We start from the raw sequence: 15185 nt of genomic DNA, 5'->3' as shown, positions 1-15185 counted from the left end.
AACACTCCCGCCATGGACCTCTACTGCGTGATGGGCAATCCGGTCGAGCACAGCCGCTCGCCCTGGATCCAGGCCCGCTTCGCCGAACTCACCGGACAGACCCTCGACTACCGCCGCCGGCTGGTGCCGCTGGGCGGTTTCGCCGAGGCGGTCGCGGCATTCCGCGCCGATCCGGCCGGCACGGCGCGCGGCTGCAATGTCACCGTGCCCTTCAAGTTCGATGCCGCCGACGTCGCCGCCGGCCACCTGACCCCGCGCGCCGCCCTGGCCGGCGCGGTCAACACCCTGACCTTCGGCGACCCGGCCACGGATGGCGGCATCCGCGGCGATAACACCGACGGCGTCGGGCTGGTCAACGACATCGTGCGCAACGCCGGCATGGCGCTGGCCGGCGCCGACGTGCTGCTCATCGGCGCCGGCGGTGCCGCCGCCGGCGTGCTCGGCCCGCTGATCGAGACCGGCGCGCGGCGCGTGACGGTGGCCAACCGCACGCTCGACAAGGCGATCGCCCTGGTGCGCCGGCACAACGATCTCGCGCATGCGCGCGGCATGCGGCTCGAGGCCTGCGAACTGCAGGAGGTGCCGGGGGATTTCAACCTCGTCGTCAACGGGTCCGCCTCCAGCCTGGCGGGCGGCGAGGTGCCGGTGGCGGCACGCGTGCTGCGTCGTGGCGCCCTCGCCGTCGACATGATGTACGGCCCGGCCGCGGCCGGCTTCATGGCCTGGGCCGAGGCCCATGGCGCCGTGCCGCGCGACGGGCTGGGCATGCTGGTGGAACAGGCGGCCGAGGCCTTCGAGGGCTGGCGCGGCGTGCGTCCGCCCGCGGCGCAGGTGCTGGCCGAACTGCGCGGGGTGCTGCGCGCCGCGGCCATGCCGGCGGCCCCGCCGGCGCGCGACGCTTGAACGCCCTGCGGGCCCTGGTGCGCTGGCTGGCCTGCCTGGCCGTGGCCGGGCTGGCGCTGCAGCTCTTCTTCATCGGACGCATCGCGCTCATGGTGGTCGTCGATCCGCAGTCGACCACGTTCCAGCGTTCCGAGGCCTGGAAGATCGCCACGCAGGGCCGCGTCAACACCACCGCCGGCCCGGCCGCGCGGCGCGACGACGCGGCGCCGTCCTGGGCCCAGGAGTGGGTGCCCTACGACCGCATCGCCGACACCCTCAAGCGCGCCGTGATCGCCAGCGAGGATGCCGAGTTCGTCTATCACCGGGGCGTCGAATGGGAGGCCATCGAACGCGCCCGCGCCCACAACGCCCGGGCCGAGGAGATCGCCGCGCGCCGCGCCGCCCAGGTGCGCGCGCGTGGCAAGGAGCCGGCCGCGCCCAAGGTGCACGGCGGCTCGACCATCACCCAGCAGCTGGCCAAGAACCTGCTGCTGTCGGGCGAACGCACCCTGCTGCGCAAGGCCCAGGAAGTGGTGCTGGCGACGACCCTGGAGATGCTGCTGAGCAAGCGCCGCATCCTGGAGATCTACCTCAACAGCGTCGAGTGGGGCGAAGGCGTGTTCGGCGCCGAGGCCGCGGCCCGGCACTACTTCGGCAAGCCGGCCGCGCGCCTGAGCGCGAACGAGGCGGCCCGGCTGGCCGTCATGCTGCCGAGTCCCAAGGCATTCGAGCGCCGGCCGAATTCGCCCTACCTCAACGGCCGCGTCGCCACCATCGTCGCGCGCATGCCGGCGGCCGAACTGCCCTGAGCCGGGCGTCCGAGGCTCGCGTCTATCGGAACGCGCGACACCGTCCCATCCGGGAAATCGAGTACGCGATGAGGTCCTTCGACGGCGCTCATTTCCCCTAAAGTCTTTGTCCATAACAAAGACGAGGTGGATCGATGCGCAAGAAACCGCTGCTGGCCAGCACACTCATCGCCGCACTGGCGCCGGCCGCCTGGGCCCAATCGTCGGTGCAGCTCTACGGCATCGTGGACGCGGCCATCCGCCACACGACCAACGAGGGCGCGGCCGGCGACGGCAAGCTCACGCAGATGATCGGCGGCGGCATGTCGCAGAGCCGCTGGGGCATCAACGTCACCGAGGACCTCGGCGGCGGCCTGAAGGCGCTGGCCAACCTGGAGAACCGGTTCGGCGCCGACAACGGCACGCCCGCGACGGCCAACTACTTCCAGCAGTCCTGGGTCGGCCTGCAGAGCGCGAGCTTCGGCCGCCTGACGCTGGGGCGCCAGTACAACGTGCTGTTCGACGTCGTCACCAGCACCTATGCGTCGTTTCCCTATTCGCCCTACTTCGACGCCTTCAAGCCCGAGATCGGGTTCTCGCTGAGCGCGCGCGCGAGCAACATGCTCAAGTACGTGATCGACTACGGCCCGCTGCGCGCCGGCGTGCAGTACTCGCCGAGCGAGGACGCGCCCACCGGCGGGCGGACCGCCGGCGCCTACCTGCGCTACGCGGCCGATGGCCTGGCCGTCGGCGGCGCGTTCCAGAACTATGTCTTCGGCTCGGGCCGCAAGATCGAGGCCTGGACCCTGGGCGGTTCCTATCGCGTCAACCGCTGGTACTTCAACGCCGGCATCGGCCAGAACAAGGTCGTCGACGGCCTGCTGACCGCGCCGGTCGACCTGGCGATCCTGTCGTCGCTCTGGAGCGGCACGTCCCCGGCCAATGGCAACTTCGGCGGGCCGGCCTTCCTGGCCGCCGACAAGCGCCAGATCGCCAAGGTCGGCGTGGGCTACCAGATCACGCCGCAGCTCAACCTGGGTGCCCACCTGTTCCGCACCAAGCAGTCCGGTCCCACCGTCGCCGGCGACGCCCGGGCGACGTTCTTCGTCATGGCCGCCGACTATGCGCTGTCCAAGCGCACCGATGCCTATGTCGAGCTCGACACCACGCGCCTGAAGGGCGATGCCAACCTGAACGGCACGACCAGCGCCGGCGGTCCGCGCAGCCGCAACGGCTACACCATCGGCGTGCGCCACCGCTTCTGACGCGCGGCGCCGGGCATCGGCGCGGGACCTCGACTACAGTCGCGGTCTTCCCCACTCTCCCGCCTCGACGGCGCGCGCACGCGGCGCGCGCCCGGGCTTCCCGTCCCATGCGCATCCTCGGCATCGATCCCGGCCTGCAGAGCACCGGCTTCGGCGTGATCGACGCGGAGGGCGCCTCCCTGCGCTATGTCGCCAGCGGCACCATCACCACCCGCCACATGGCGCTGGGCGACCTGCCGGCGCGCCTGAAGGTGCTGTTCGACGGCATCGGCGAGGTCACGGCGCGCTACCAGCCGGAGACGGCCGCCGTCGAGATCATCTTCGTCAACGTCAATCCGCAGTCCACGCTGCTGCTGGGACAGGCGCGTGGCGCCTGCATCACGGCGCTGGTGACGCGCGACCTGCCGGTGGCCGAATACACGGCGCTGCAGATGAAGCGCGCCGTCGCCGGCCACGGCCAGGCGGCCAAGGCGCAGGTCCAGGAGATGGTCAAACGCCTGCTGGACCTGCCCGGCCTGCCCGGCAGCGACGCCGCCGATGCCCTGGGCATCGCCATCACGCATGCGCACGTCGGCAGCTCGATGGCCCGGCTCAGCGAGGCCGCCGGCCTGTCGCGCAGCACCTCCGGCATGTACCGCCAGGGCCGCACGCGCTGAGGGTACGCCGGGTCAGGCGCGCGCGGAGATCGCCCACACCAGGCAGACCGCCAGCATGAACAGCGTCCACGCTCCCAGGATCGCGCCGCGGCGCCGGTAGCGCACCTGCGTCGTGGTCAGGTAGACGACGAAGCACGCGAGGGTGGCCAGCAGCAGCAGCCCGGACAGGCCCAGGGCCAGCGACAGCAGCGTGCTGCCCCAGTGATGCAGCGGCAGCGGCTGGGGCGACGACATCGGAGGCGCGTCCTCGTGGGGCCTACCAGGCGCGCGCGACTTCGGCGAAACCGCGCGGGGCGCGTCGTTCGTCGTCGAAGGTGACGATCTCGTAGGCCTCGGGATGCGCGAGCAGCTCGCGCAGCAGCTTGTTGTTGAGCGCGTGGCCGGAACGGAAGGCGCTGTACGACGCCAGCAGCGGCCGGCCGACCACGTACAGGTCGCCCATCGCGTCGAGGATCTTGTGCTTGACGAACTCGTCGTCGTAGCGCAACCCGCCGACGTTCAGCACCTTGGTGTCGTCCATGACGATGGCGTTGTCGAGCCCGCCGCCGAGCGCCAGGCCACGGCTGCGCATGTACTCGACCTCCTTGGTGAAGCCGAAGGTTCGCGCGCGCGCGATGTCGCGGCTGTAGGAACCCTGGCCGAGGTCGAACTCGAAGCGCTGGCCGGTGGAATCGACCACGCGGTGGTCGAAGTCGATCTCGAAGCTCAGCTTGAAGCCGTGATAGGGCTCCAGGCGCGCCCACTTGGCATCGGCGTCCTGGCCCTCGCGCACCTCGACCGGCGCCAGCACCTTGATGAAGCGCCGGGGCGCCTTCTGCAGTTCGATGCCCGCGCTCTGCAGCAGGAACACGAACGACGAGGCCGAGCCGTCGAGGATCGGCACCTCGTCGGCCGTGATGTCGATGATCAGGTTGTCGATGCCCAGGCCGGCGCAGGCCGACATCAGGTGCTCGATGGTCTGCACCTTGGCGCCGCTGCGCGAGACCGTCGACGCGAGCCGCGTGTCGGTCACGGACTCGGCCGTCATCGGGATGTCGACCGGCTCGGGCAGGTCGACGCGGCGGAACACGATGCCCGTGTCGGGTGGCGAGGGGCGCAGCGTGAGTTCCACGCGCTGGCCGCTGTGCAGCCCGACGCCGACGGCGCGGGTGATGGATTTGAGCGTTCGTTGTTGCAGCACGGCAGCGATTCTAGGAGCGCGAACTCCACGACGCGCCACCGTGCCGGCTATGCCCGCCATAGGCGCGGGCCCGCCCGGGGGTCATCAGTCGGCCTGGCGGCGCAGGAAGGCTGGGATCTCGAAGTCGTCCATGCCGCCCGAGGAGAGCGCGTCGACCTTGGCCGCGGCCATGGTGCGGTTGGTGCGCCACACGCTGGGCACCGCCATGCCTTCGTAGTTCGGCTGGTGGTGGTGGTGACCGGCCTGGCCCATGCCGCCGTTCGAGGGCATCGGGAACGGGATGTTGTCGGTGCCGGTGCGGATGACCTCGAGCGCGGGCGCCTGGCGACGCGCGTCGACCGGACGCGACAGGCCGGTGGCGACCACCGTCACGCGCATCTCGTCGCCCAGCGCCTCGTCGTAGGCGGCGCCGTAGATCACGTGCGCGTCGGCCGAGGCGTAGGCGCGGATCGTGTTCATGGCGAGCTTCGACTCGGCCAGCTTGAGCGAGCTCTTGGAGGCCGTCACCAGCACCAGCACGCCCTTGGCGCCCGACAGGTCGATGCCCTCGAGCAGCGGGCAGGCCACGGCCTGCTCGGCGGCGATGCGGGCGCGGTCGGGACCGCTGGCCGCGGCCGTGCCCATCATGGCCTTGCCGGGCTCGCCCATCACGGTGCGCACGTCCTCGAAGTCGACGTTGACGCCGCCGTACTCGTTGATGATCTCGGAGATGCCGCCGACGGCGTTCTTGAGCACGTCGTTGGCATGCGCGAAGGCCTCGGCCTGCGTCACGTCGTCGCCCAGCACGTCGAGCAGCTTCTCGTTCAGGATCACGATCAGCGAGTCGACGTTGGCTTCCAGCTCGGCCAGGCCCTCGTCGGCGTTGCTCATGCGCTTGCCGCCCTCCCAGTCGAAGGGCTTGGTCACCACGCCGACCGTCAGGATGCCCATCTCCTTGGCCACGCGGGCGATCACGGGCGCCGCGCCGGTGCCGGTGCCGCCGCCCATGCCGGCGGTGATGAAGAGCATGTGCGCGCCATCGATGGCCGTGCGGATCTCGTCGATCGCCGCCTCGGCCGCCTCGCGACCCTTGGCCGGCTTGCCGCCCGCGCCCAGGCCGTTGCTGCCGAGCTGGATCAGCTTGGGCGCGTTGCTGCGCGAGAGCGCCTGCGCGTCGGTGTTGGCGCAGGAGAACTGCACGCCCTGCACGCCGCGCTCGATCATGTGCGCGACCGCGTTGCCGCCGCCGCCGCCCACGCCGATGACCTTGATCTGCGTGCCCTGGTTGAACTCTTCCACTTCGATCATTTCGATGGCCATTTCTGACTCCTTGAATTTGCTGTTGCTGTTGCCGTAGTTGCTGAAAATCGCGTCGTCGTCGTCGTTCGCTGGATCCCATCGCAGCGCTGTCGCGAGGGCGGACCGGTGCGCCGCCATCGCTCGTTGAAATGCAGGCGCGGACAGCGCCGGTCGATCCTCGACATGGGGGAAGGTGGCATGGCTAGAAGTTCCCCACGATGAAGTCCTTGAAACGGCCGAAGGCGGTCTTGACCGAACCGTTCTTCTGCGCCACCTTGTAGCCGCGCATGCGGGCGAAGCGGGCCTCCTCCAGGAGACCCATGACGGTGGCCGCGCGAGGCTGGGCCACCATGTCCGACAGGGCGCTCGAATACTTCGGGATGCCGCGGCGCACCGGCTTGAGGAAGATGTCCTCCCCCAGCTCGACCATGCCCGGCATCACCGCGCTGCCGCCGGTGAGCACCACCCCCGACGACAGCACCTCCTCGTAGCCCGACTCGCGCACCACCTGCTGCACGAGCGAGAAGATCTCCTCGACGCGCGGCTCGATGACGCCGGCCAACGCCTGGCGACTGAGCATGCGCGGACCACGATCGCCCAGGCCCGGTACCTCGACCTGCGTGTCGGGATCGGCCAGCAGCTGCTTGGCGCAGCCGCTCTCGACCTTGATGTCCTCGGCGTCCTTGGTCGGCGTGCGCAAGGCCATCGCGATGTCGCTGGTGATGAGGTCGCCGGCGATCGGGATCACGGCCGTGAAGCGGATCGCGCCATTGGTGAAGATGGCGACGTCGGTGGTGCCGGCGCCGATGTCGACCAGCACCACGCCGAGTTCGCGCTCGTCCTCGGTCAGCACCGCCAGGCTGGAGGCCAGCGGGTTGAGCATCAGCTGGTCGACCTCCAGGCCGCAACGGCGCACGCACTTGATGATGTTCTCGGCCGCGCTCTGGGCGCCGGTGACGATGTGCACCTTGGCCTCGAGCCGCATGCCGCTCATGCCGATCGGTTCCTTGACGTCCTGGCCGTCGATGACGAACTCCTGCGGCTCCACCAGCAGCAGGCGCTGGTCGCTGGAGATGTTGATGGCGCGCGCCGTCTCCACCACCCGGGCGACATCCGCCGCCGTCACTTCCTTGTCCTTGACCGCCACCATGCCGCTGGAGTTGATGCCGCGGATGTGGCTGCCGGTGATGCCGGTGTAGACGCGACCGATCTTGCAGTCGGCCATCAGCTCGGCCTCCTTCAGGGCCTGCTGGATGCTCTGCACCGTGGCGTCGATGTTCACCACCACGCCGCGCTTCAGGCCGTTGCTGGGCGCGACGCCGAGGCCGGCGAGCTTGAGCGCGCCGCCGCCGAGCACCTCGGCCACGACCACCATCACCTTGGCGGTTCCGATATCGAGACCGACGACGAGGTCTTTGTATTCTCTGGGCATGCGTGTGTGTCCTCGCTGTTCGCTCATTTTTTCTTGGGGGGCTCGTTCACCACGGTGGTGACGCCGCGCATGCGCAGGGCGTAACCCTCGTGATGGCGCAGATCGGCGCCCTCGACCGATGCCACGGTGCGACCGTACTGGGCCGCCACCTGCGCCACCGTGCGCAGGAAGCGCTCGGTGCGGGCGACGACCTCCTCGCTGCGTCCGCGACCGAGTTCGAGCACGGCGCCGGTGTCGAGCAGCACGTGCCAGCTGCCGCGACTCGACAGGCCGAGTTCCTCGATGCCGATCTCGTAGGGCGCGAACAATGGCACCAGCAGGCGGTACATGCCCAGGATCTGGCCGGCCTGGTCGGGCGGGCCGTCCAGGCGCGGCAGCTTGTCGTCGACCTCGGCCGCGTTGGCCTCGAAGATCTCGCCGAAGCCGTTGACCAGCCGCGAGCTGGCCTCGTCGCCCCAATGGGCGACCGGCACGTGCTCGACCAGGGTGGCGCGCAGCTTGTTCGGGAATTCGCGCCGCACCACCGCCTGGCGCACCCAGGGCACCGACTCGAAGGCGGTGCGCGCGCGCGCCAGGTCGGCGGTGAAGAAGTTGCCGGTGATCTGCGGCGTGACGGTGGCGCGCAGCGTGACGGCGCTGTTGTGAGTGACCTCGCCGTCGACCTTGAGCGCGGCGATCGGGAAGAAGGGCTGGCGCAGCACCCACCACGCGAGCGCGACCACCAGCGTCAGCGCGAACAGCACGAACACCAGCGTGGCCGTGAAATTCATCAGCCGGACGTCGAAGGGGGTGGGCGCGGTGGTGGCCATGGTCAGTGCGCGCCCGCCGAGTCGAGCGTCGCCATGGCGAGCACCCGCAGGCACAGCTCCTCGTAGCCGATGCCCGCGGCGCGCGCCGACATCGGGACCAGCGAATGGGTGGTCATGCCGGGCGAGGTGTTCATCTCCAGCAGGAAGGGCTTGCGGTCGCTGGCGCGGATCATGACGTCGGCCCGGCCCCAGCCCCGGCAGCCGAGCGTGCGGAAGGCCGCCAGCGTGATGCGGCGGATCTCCTGCTCCTCGGCCTCGGGCAGGCCGCTCGGGCAGTGGTATTTCACGTCGTCGGTGAAGTACTTGTTCTGGTAGTCGTAGGCGCCCTCGGGCGCGGCGATGCGCACCACCGGCAGGGCCCGGGCGCCGGCGCCGGTGCCCAGCACGGCGCAGGTCACCTCCTCGCCCTCGATGAATTCCTCGCACAGCACATCGGCGTCGTAGGTCGCCGACAGGGTCACCGCTTCCTGCATCTGCGAAGCATCGCGCACCTTGGTGACGCCGATCGAGGAGCCCTCGCGCGGCGGCTTGACGATCAGCGGCAGGCCCAGCACCTCGGGCACCGCGCGCACCTGCTCGGGTCCCCGCAGGTCGGCCGCCAGGCGCACGTAGCGCGGGGTTGGCAGGCCGTCGGCCAGCCAGATGCGCTTGGTCATGACCTTGTCGAGCGCCACGCTCGAGGCCATCACGCCCGAGCCGGTGTAGGGGATGCCCAGCAGTTCGAGCGCGCCCTGCACCGTGCCGTCCTCGCCATGGCGGCCATGCAGCGCGATGAAGCAGCGCGCGAAGCCCTCGCGCCGGAGTTCGGCCAGCTCGCGCTCGGCCGGATCGAAGGCGTGGGCGTCGACGCCGCGCGACCGCAGCGCCTCCAGCACGCCGGCGCCCGACAGCAGCGAGATCGGCCGCTCGGCCGAGGTGCCGCCCTGCAGCACGGCGACCTTGCCGAGCGCGGCGACGTCGATCGCCGCCGGGGTGTCGATGGGGTTGGTCGTCGTCGTCACAGGATGCGTCCTTCGCGCGTGAACTGGCCCGCGACCGGGGGCGCAGCGGTCCCGCCGAGCTCGACCACCCGGCCCGGCACGCCGCCGATGGAGCCGGCGCCCATGCACACCACGACATCGCCGGCGCGGGCGTTGTCGATCACCGCCTGCGCCATGGCGCCGATCTCGTCGACGAACACCGGCTCGACCTTGCCGGCCACGCGCAGGGCGCGCGCCAGCGAGCGGCCGTCGGCCGCCACGATCGGCGCCTCGCCGGCGGCATAGACCTCGCCGAGCAGCACGGCATCGGCCGTGCCCAGCACCTTCACGAAATCCTCGAAGCAGTCGCGCGTGCGGCTGTAGCGATGCGGCTGGAACGCCAGCACCAGCCGGCGGCCGGGAAAGGCGCCGCGCGCCGCGGCGATGGTCGCGGCCATCTCCACCGGATGGTGGCCATAGTCCTCGATCAGGGTGAAGCCGCCGGCGGCACCGGCAGCGCCGGCCTGGGCGGCCGGCACCTCGCCATAGTTCTGGAAGCGCCGGCCGACGCCCTTGAAGTCGGCCAGGCCCTGCAGCAGCGCCGCGTCGGGCACGTTGAGTTCGGCCGCCACGGCGATCACCGACAGCGCGTTGAGCACGTTGTGCTCGCCGGCGAGGTTGAGCACCACGCGCAGGTCGGGCAGCGTGACGCCATTGCGGCGCTGCGCCGTGAAGTGCATCTGCGCGCCGACGGCGCGCACGTCGACCGCACGCACCTGGGCGTCCTCGTTGAAGCCGTAGCTGGTCACCGGGCAGGTGACCTCGGGCACGATCTCGCGCACCGCCGCGTCGTCGGTGCACAGGATCGCCACGCCATAGAACGGCATGCGGTGCAGGAAGTCGACGAAGGCCTTCTTCAGGTTGCCGAAGTCGTGCCCGTAGGTCTCCATGTGGTCGGCGTCGATGTTCGTGACCACCGCCATCACCGGCAGCAGGTTCAGGAACGAGGCATCGGACTCGTCGGCCTCGACCACGATGTAGTCGCCGCTGCCCAGCCGGGCGTTGGCGCCGGCGCTGTTGAGGCGGCCGCCGATGACGAAGGTCGGATCGAAGCCGGCGGCGGCCAGCACGCTGGCCACCAGGCTGGTGGTGGTGGTCTTGCCGTGGGTGCCGGCGATGGCGATGCCCTGCTTCAGGCGCATCAGCTCGGCCAGCATCATGGCGCGCGGCACCACCGGGATGCGCTTCTCGCGCGCGGCGACGACTTCCGGATTCGAGGCCTGCACCGCGGTGGAGGTGACCACCGCGTCGGCGCCCTCGATGTTGGCGGCGTCGTGGCCCACGTACGTGACGATGCCCAGGCCGGCCAGGCGCCGCAGCGTGGCGCTGTCGGACAGGTCGGAGCCGGAGATGCGGTAGTCCAGGTTGAGCAGCACCTCGGCGATGCCGCTCATGCCGGCGCCACCGATGCCGACGAAATGGATGTGGCGGATGGCGTGCTTCACGAGGCGCGTCCTTCGCGCGCGGCCTTGCGCGCGGCGCGCCGGTCGGCGAGTTCCTCGCAGGCGCGGACCATCCGGTCGACCGCCTCGGTCTTCTTCATCGTGCGGGCGCACCGCGCCTTGTCCACCAGCGTGGAGCGTTCGGTTGTCTTGAGCAAATCGGCCAGGAGTTCGGGAGTGAGGTCGGGCTGGGCGACGAGCCAGCCGCCGCCCGCGTCGACGAGGAAGCGGGCATTGGTGGTCTGGTGGTCGTCCACCGCCGACGGGAAAGGCACGAACAGCGCTGCTGCGCCGACGGCCGCGATTTCGGTGACGGTGCTGGCGCCCGCGCGCGCGACGATGAGGTCGGCGTCGGCATAGGCGGCAGCGGTGTCGTCGATGAAGGGCGTGAGCTCGGCCACGACGCCGGCGGCGGCATAGTTGGCGCGCAGCTCGTCGATCTGCCTGGCGCCGCTCTGATGGACCACGCTCGGCCGCATCCCGGGCGCGAGACGCGCCAGGGCCTGCGGCACGATCGTGTTGAGCGCCCGCGCGCCCAGGCTGCCGCCGACCACCAGCAGCCGCAGCGGGCCGGTGCGGCCGGCGAAGCGCGCGCCGGGCTCGGGCTGCGTCACGAAGGCGGCGCGCAGCGGGTTGCCGATCCACTCGGCGCCCTTCAGCACATCGGGGAAGGCCGTGAAGACCCGGTGGGCGACGCTCGCGAGCACCCGGTTGGCCAGCCCGGCGACCGAGTTCTGCTCGTGCAGCACCAAGGGCCGGCCCAGCAGCGCGCTCATGAGGCCGCCCGGGAAGGTGATGTAGCCGCCCAGGCCGACCACCACGTCGGGCCGCACCCGGCGCAGCACGCCGATGCTCTGCCAGAAGGCGCGCAGGAGCCGCAGCGGCAGCAGCGCCACGGTCCATGGCCCCTTGCCACGCAGGCCGCCGAAGCGCACCGGCTCGAAGGCGAAGCCGCGCGGCGGCACCAGCTGCTCCTCCATGCCGCCGGGCGCGCCCAGCCAGTGCACGCGCCAGCCGCGTTCGCGCAATGCCTCGGCCACCGCCAGGCCCGGGAAGATGTGCCCCCCGGTGCCCCCGGCCATGACCAGCGCCGTGCGGCGCGCTCCGGTGCTCACAGCCGTCCGCCGCGCATCAGCACGCGGTTCTCGTAGTCGATGCGCAGCACCACGGCCAGCGCCACCAGGTTCATCAGGATGGCCGAGCCGCCGAAGCTCATCAGCGGCAGGCCCAGGCCCTTGGTCGGCAGCGCGCCCAGGTTCACGCCCATGTTGATGAACGACTGGAAGCCGATCCAGATGCCGATGCCCTGCGCCACCAGGCCGGAGAACACCCGGTCGAGCGAGATCGCCTGGCGGCCGATGTGCATCACGCGGCGGGTGAGCCACAGGAACATGCCCAGCACCAGCAGCACGCCGACCAGGCCGAACTCCTCGCCCAGCACGGCCAGCAGGAAGTCGGTGTGGGCCTCGGGCAGCCAGTGCAGCTTCTCGACGCTGCCGCCCAGGCCGACGCCGAAGATCTCGCCGCGCCCGATGGCGATCAGCGAATGCGAGAGCTGGTAGCCCTTGCCCAGCGCGTGGGCCTCGCTGAACGGATCGAGGTAGGCGAACAGCCGCTCGCGCCGCCATTCGCTGGTCATCACCATGACACCGAAGGCCACCAGCATCAGGGCCGCGATGACGAAGAACATGCGCGCGTTGACGCCGCCGAGGAACAGGATGCCCATGGCGATCACGGCGATGACCATGAACGCGCCCATGTCCGGCTCGGCCAGCAGCAGCATGCCGATGATCACCACGGCCGCGCCCATGGGCCAGACGGCCCGGAAGAAATGCTCCTTGATCTCCATCTTGCGCACCATGTAGCTCGATGCGTAGAGCACCATGGCCAGCTTGGCGAGCTCGGAGGGCTGGAAGTTCATGATCCCCAGCGGCAGCCAGCGCCGCGCGCCGTTGACCACCCGCCCGACGTGCGGCACCAGCACCGCCACCAGCAGCAGGATCGACAGCACGAACAGCCAGGGCGCCACGCGCTCCCAGGTCTTCATGGGGATCTGGAAGGCCAGCAGCGCCGTGACGAACGCGATGGCGATGAACAGGGCGTGGCGCACCAGGTAGAAGGTCGGTCCATTGCCGGCGCGGGCGAAGCGCGGGTTGTCGGCCATGGCGATGGAGGCCGAATAGACCATCACCAGCCCCCAGGCCAGCAGGGCGAAGGTGACCCAGACCAGCGCCTGGTCGAAGCCCAGCACGCGCACCGGCGCGGCCTTGGTCTGGGCCACGTCGGCGCCGCCCAGGCGCACCGGCAGATGCATCGGCAGCGCGTCGATGCCGCTCTGGGCGGCGCGGCCGAACCAGCGGCGCAGGCGGCTGGCGGGCGCCTCGGCGGCCTCGGGCGTCTCGACGGGGGCGGTGGCCGTGGCGGCGTTGCGACTCATGAATGGTTCTCCTCGATGCCTTGCCGCGATGCCATCGCGGACGCATCGGCCAGTGCCTCCACGGCGGCCACGAAGACGGCGGCGCGGTGGGCGTAGTCCTTGAACATGTCGAAGCTGGCGCAGGCCGGCGACAGCAGCACGGCATCGCCCGGGCGGGCGCGCCGGGCGGCCAGCGCCACCGCCTCGTCCATCGACGCGGCATGCAGCAGCGCGATGCCAGTGGCGGCCAGGACGCCCTCGATCAGCGGCGCGTCGCGCCCGATCAGCACCACCGCGCGCGCGAACCGCGCGACCGGCTCGGCCAGCGGCGCGAAATCCTGTCCCTTGCCCTCGCCGCCCAGGATGGCGACGACGCGGCGCTCGGCGCCCAGCCCACCCAGCGCGGCGACGGTGGCGCCCACGTTGGTGCCCTTGCTGTCGTCGAAGTACTCGACCTCGTCGACGATGGCGACCGGCTCGACGCGATGCGGCTCGCCCCGGTACTCGCGCAGGCCGTAGAGCATCGGCGCCAGCGCGCAGCCGGCCGCGCCGGCCAGGGCCAAGGCCGCCAGCGCGTTCTGGGCGTTGTGGTGGCCGCGGATGCGCAGCGCATCGGCCGGCATCAGGCGCTGCAGGACGATCTCGTCGTCCGCGGCGGCGGCGGCGCCGCGCCGGCGCTTCACGGTCTCGTCGGCCTCGAAGGCGCGCACCAGCCAGGCCATGCCGTTGACGCGCTCGATGCCGAAGTCGCCCGGGCGCCGCGGCAGGTCGCCGCCGAAGGTGACATGGGCGCGCACCCGGGGGCGCTGCAGCCGCACGCGCACCGGCGCCGGCAGCATCCGCATCACGGCCGGATCGTCGCGGTTGAGCACCATCAGGCCCTGGCGGCCGAAGATGCCGGCCTTGGCCGCCTCGTAGGCCGCCATGTCGCCATGCCAGTCGAGATGGTCCTGGCTGATGTTGAGCACGGTGGCGGCGGTCGGCTCGAAACCCCGCACGCCGTCGAGCTGGAAGCTGGAGAGTTCCAGCACCCAGACCTCGGGCAGCGTGCCGGCGTCGAGGTGGCCGGCGAGCGTGTCGAGCAGGGTCGGGCCGATGTTGCCGGCCACGGCCACGGTGCGGCCGGCGCGCTCGACGAGCCGGCCGGTCAGCGAGGTGACGGTGGTCTTGCCATTGGTGCCGGTGATGGCCAGCACGACCGGCCGGTAGCCGCCGGCGGCCGGCGCCGCGGCTGGCGCGACGATCGCTGCCGGGGTCTCGTCGTCCGCGGGCGCGGCCGGCGCGCTCGCCGACAGCTCGGCGATGCGGGCGACGAAGGCGGCGGCGTCGCGCGCGGCGGTGTGCGGCGAGATGCCCGCCGGACGCACCGATGCGGGTTCCGGCGACGGCTCCGGCGCCCTGTCGGGATGGGGCGCCGAGCCCGGCGCGACATCGGGACCGGGCGCATCGGCGGGTGCCGAGCCGGGCGCCGCGGCGGGACCGGTCTCGGTGCGGGGTTCGACCTCGGACTCCGGCGGCGGCTGCAGGGGCCGGGACCCGGCGGGCGGCACGACGATGTCCACGCGGTCCTCCACAGGCTCGCCCTCCTCGGCTTCCCCGGCGGCATCGGCATCGGCATCGGGCGCGACGCCGAGCAGATGCTCCGCATCGGCGCCGGCCGCCGCGTCGTCGGCCACGCGCAGGTCCTCCAGTGCACGGGCGAACAGGTCGAGCTCGCCGCCGATGGCCAGGCCGATGGCGCGCGCCGCGTCGACGACCGGCGCGATGTCGGCCGGCGCCAGACCGGGCGAGCGATAGACCGCGCGCACCGACGTGCCCTCGACCAGGGCCGGGGCGAACGCGCCGCCGACGAAGACCGCGTCGGGCGCGTCGCGGCGCAGGGCCGCGAGTTGCGGCGGCGCCGTGCGCGTGTCGGCCACGGTGACATGCGCGCCATGGCGCGCGCACCAGCGCGCCATCGCCAGGCCGGATGCGCCCAGGCCCAGGATCAGCACGTGGAGGTCGTGGAGGTGCTTCAT

General features: G+C 71.4%; 14 protein-coding genes. 4 read left to right on the top strand and 10 right to left on the bottom strand.

The features are described 5' to 3' along the window. Window positions 1-12 precede the first annotated feature (12 nt). From aroE to ruvC, 4 genes are all read left to right on the top strand, one after another. The gene (gene aroE, locus AC1MLT_RS14585; RefSeq protein ID WP_481032911.1) at window positions 13-903 is read left to right on the top strand and encodes a shikimate dehydrogenase; all 891 of its coding nucleotides are present in this window, start codon (window positions 13-15) and stop codon (window positions 901-903) included. Window positions 904-908: 5 nt separating this feature from the next. Beyond that, on the top strand, window positions 909-1691 hold the full coding sequence (locus AC1MLT_RS14580; protein ID WP_481035038.1) for a transglycosylase domain-containing protein: 783 nt from the start codon (window positions 909-911) through the stop codon (window positions 1689-1691). A gap of 134 nt (window positions 1692-1825) precedes the next feature. After that, window positions 1826-2935 carry a porin gene (locus AC1MLT_RS14575; protein WP_481032910.1) on the top strand — a complete coding sequence of 370 codons (1110 nt, stop codon included), beginning with the start codon at window positions 1826-1828 and terminating at the stop codon, window positions 2933-2935. Between the two features lie 107 nt (window positions 2936-3042). Beyond that, window positions 3043-3591, top strand: coding sequence for a crossover junction endodeoxyribonuclease RuvC (ruvC, locus tag AC1MLT_RS14570; RefSeq protein WP_481032909.1), 549 nt, complete (start codon window positions 3043-3045; stop codon window positions 3589-3591). Window positions 3592-3603: 12 nt separating this feature from the next. On the opposite strand, the gene AC1MLT_RS14565 is transcribed toward ruvC, so the two are convergent. The 10 genes from AC1MLT_RS14565 to murD all read right to left on the bottom strand — a co-directional run bounded on the left by AC1MLT_RS14565 (window position 3604) and on the right by murD (window position 15185). Next, window positions 3604-3825, bottom strand: a complete 222-nt coding sequence (locus tag AC1MLT_RS14565; protein WP_481032908.1) for a hypothetical protein — start codon at window positions 3823-3825, stop codon at window positions 3604-3606. Window positions 3826-3847: 22 nt separating this feature from the next. Continuing rightward, complete coding sequence (lpxC, locus tag AC1MLT_RS14560; RefSeq protein ID WP_481032907.1) at window positions 3848-4771, bottom strand: UDP-3-O-acyl-N-acetylglucosamine deacetylase; 924 nt, start codon at window positions 4769-4771, stop codon at window positions 3848-3850. A gap of 84 nt (window positions 4772-4855) precedes the next feature. Next, window positions 4856-6070, bottom strand: a complete 1215-nt coding sequence (gene ftsZ / locus AC1MLT_RS14555) for a cell division protein FtsZ (RefSeq protein ID WP_481032906.1) — start codon at window positions 6068-6070, stop codon at window positions 4856-4858. A 181-nt stretch (window positions 6071-6251) separates the two neighbouring features. Further along, window positions 6252-7481 (bottom strand): cell division protein FtsA, encoded by a 1230-nt coding sequence (gene ftsA, locus AC1MLT_RS14550; protein WP_481032905.1) that lies wholly within the window; start codon window positions 7479-7481, stop codon window positions 6252-6254. 23 nt (window positions 7482-7504) lie between these two features. Beyond that, the gene (locus AC1MLT_RS14545) at window positions 7505-8290 is read right to left on the bottom strand and encodes a cell division protein FtsQ/DivIB (RefSeq protein WP_481032904.1); all 786 of its coding nucleotides are present in this window, start codon (window positions 8288-8290) and stop codon (window positions 7505-7507) included. Between the two features lie 2 nt (window positions 8291-8292). Beyond that, the gene (locus AC1MLT_RS14540) at window positions 8293-9291 is read right to left on the bottom strand and encodes a D-alanine--D-alanine ligase (RefSeq protein ID WP_481032903.1); all 999 of its coding nucleotides are present in this window, start codon (window positions 9289-9291) and stop codon (window positions 8293-8295) included. Further along, window positions 9288-10754 (bottom strand): UDP-N-acetylmuramate--L-alanine ligase, encoded by a 1467-nt coding sequence (gene murC, locus AC1MLT_RS14535; protein ID WP_481032902.1) that lies wholly within the window; start codon window positions 10752-10754, stop codon window positions 9288-9290. Before murC ends, AC1MLT_RS14540 begins: the two co-directional genes overlap by 4 nt. After that, window positions 10751-11833, bottom strand: coding sequence for an undecaprenyldiphospho-muramoylpentapeptide beta-N-acetylglucosaminyltransferase (gene murG / locus AC1MLT_RS14530; protein WP_481035037.1), 1083 nt, complete (start codon window positions 11831-11833; stop codon window positions 10751-10753). Before murG ends, murC begins: the two co-directional genes overlap by 4 nt. A 29-nt stretch (window positions 11834-11862) precedes the next feature. Further along, on the bottom strand, window positions 11863-13065 hold the full coding sequence (gene ftsW, locus AC1MLT_RS14525; RefSeq protein ID WP_481035036.1) for a putative lipid II flippase FtsW: 1203 nt from the start codon (window positions 13063-13065) through the stop codon (window positions 11863-11865). 119 nt (window positions 13066-13184) lie between these two features. Further along, complete coding sequence (gene murD / locus AC1MLT_RS14520) at window positions 13185-15185, bottom strand: UDP-N-acetylmuramoyl-L-alanine--D-glutamate ligase (RefSeq protein ID WP_481032901.1); 2001 nt, start codon at window positions 15183-15185, stop codon at window positions 13185-13187.

Source organism: Variovorax sp. PEI5 (assembly GCF_056679935.1).
This window is presented reverse-complemented; position numbering and strand designations above follow the sequence as displayed.

Coding starts and splice junctions, on each gene's coding strand:
- murG (WP_481035037.1), bottom strand. CDS start 11,833: ATGGCCGGGGGCACCGGGGGGCACATCTTCCCGGGCCTGGCGGTGGCC.
- AC1MLT_RS14565 (WP_481032908.1), bottom strand. CDS start 3,825: ATGTCGTCGCCCCAGCCGCTGCCGCTGCATCACTGGGGCAGCACGCTG.
- AC1MLT_RS14545 (WP_481032904.1), bottom strand. CDS start 8,290: ATGGCCACCACCGCGCCCACCCCCTTCGACGTCCGGCTGATGAATTTC.
- aroE (WP_481032911.1), top strand. CDS start 13: ATGGACCTCTACTGCGTGATGGGCAATCCGGTCGAGCACAGCCGCTCG.
- murD (WP_481032901.1), bottom strand. CDS start 15,185: ATGAAGCACCTCCACGACCTCCACGTGCTGATCCTGGGCCTGGGCGCA.
- AC1MLT_RS14575 (WP_481032910.1), top strand. CDS start 1,826: ATGCGCAAGAAACCGCTGCTGGCCAGCACACTCATCGCCGCACTGGCG.
- ftsZ (WP_481032906.1), bottom strand. CDS start 6,070: ATGGCCATCGAAATGATCGAAGTGGAAGAGTTCAACCAGGGCACGCAG.
- ftsA (WP_481032905.1), bottom strand. CDS start 7,481: ATGCCCAGAGAATACAAAGACCTCGTCGTCGGTCTCGATATCGGAACC.
- ftsW (WP_481035036.1), bottom strand. CDS start 13,065: ATGCATCTGCCGGTGCGCCTGGGCGGCGCCGACGTGGCCCAGACCAAG.
- ruvC (WP_481032909.1), top strand. CDS start 3,043: ATGCGCATCCTCGGCATCGATCCCGGCCTGCAGAGCACCGGCTTCGGC.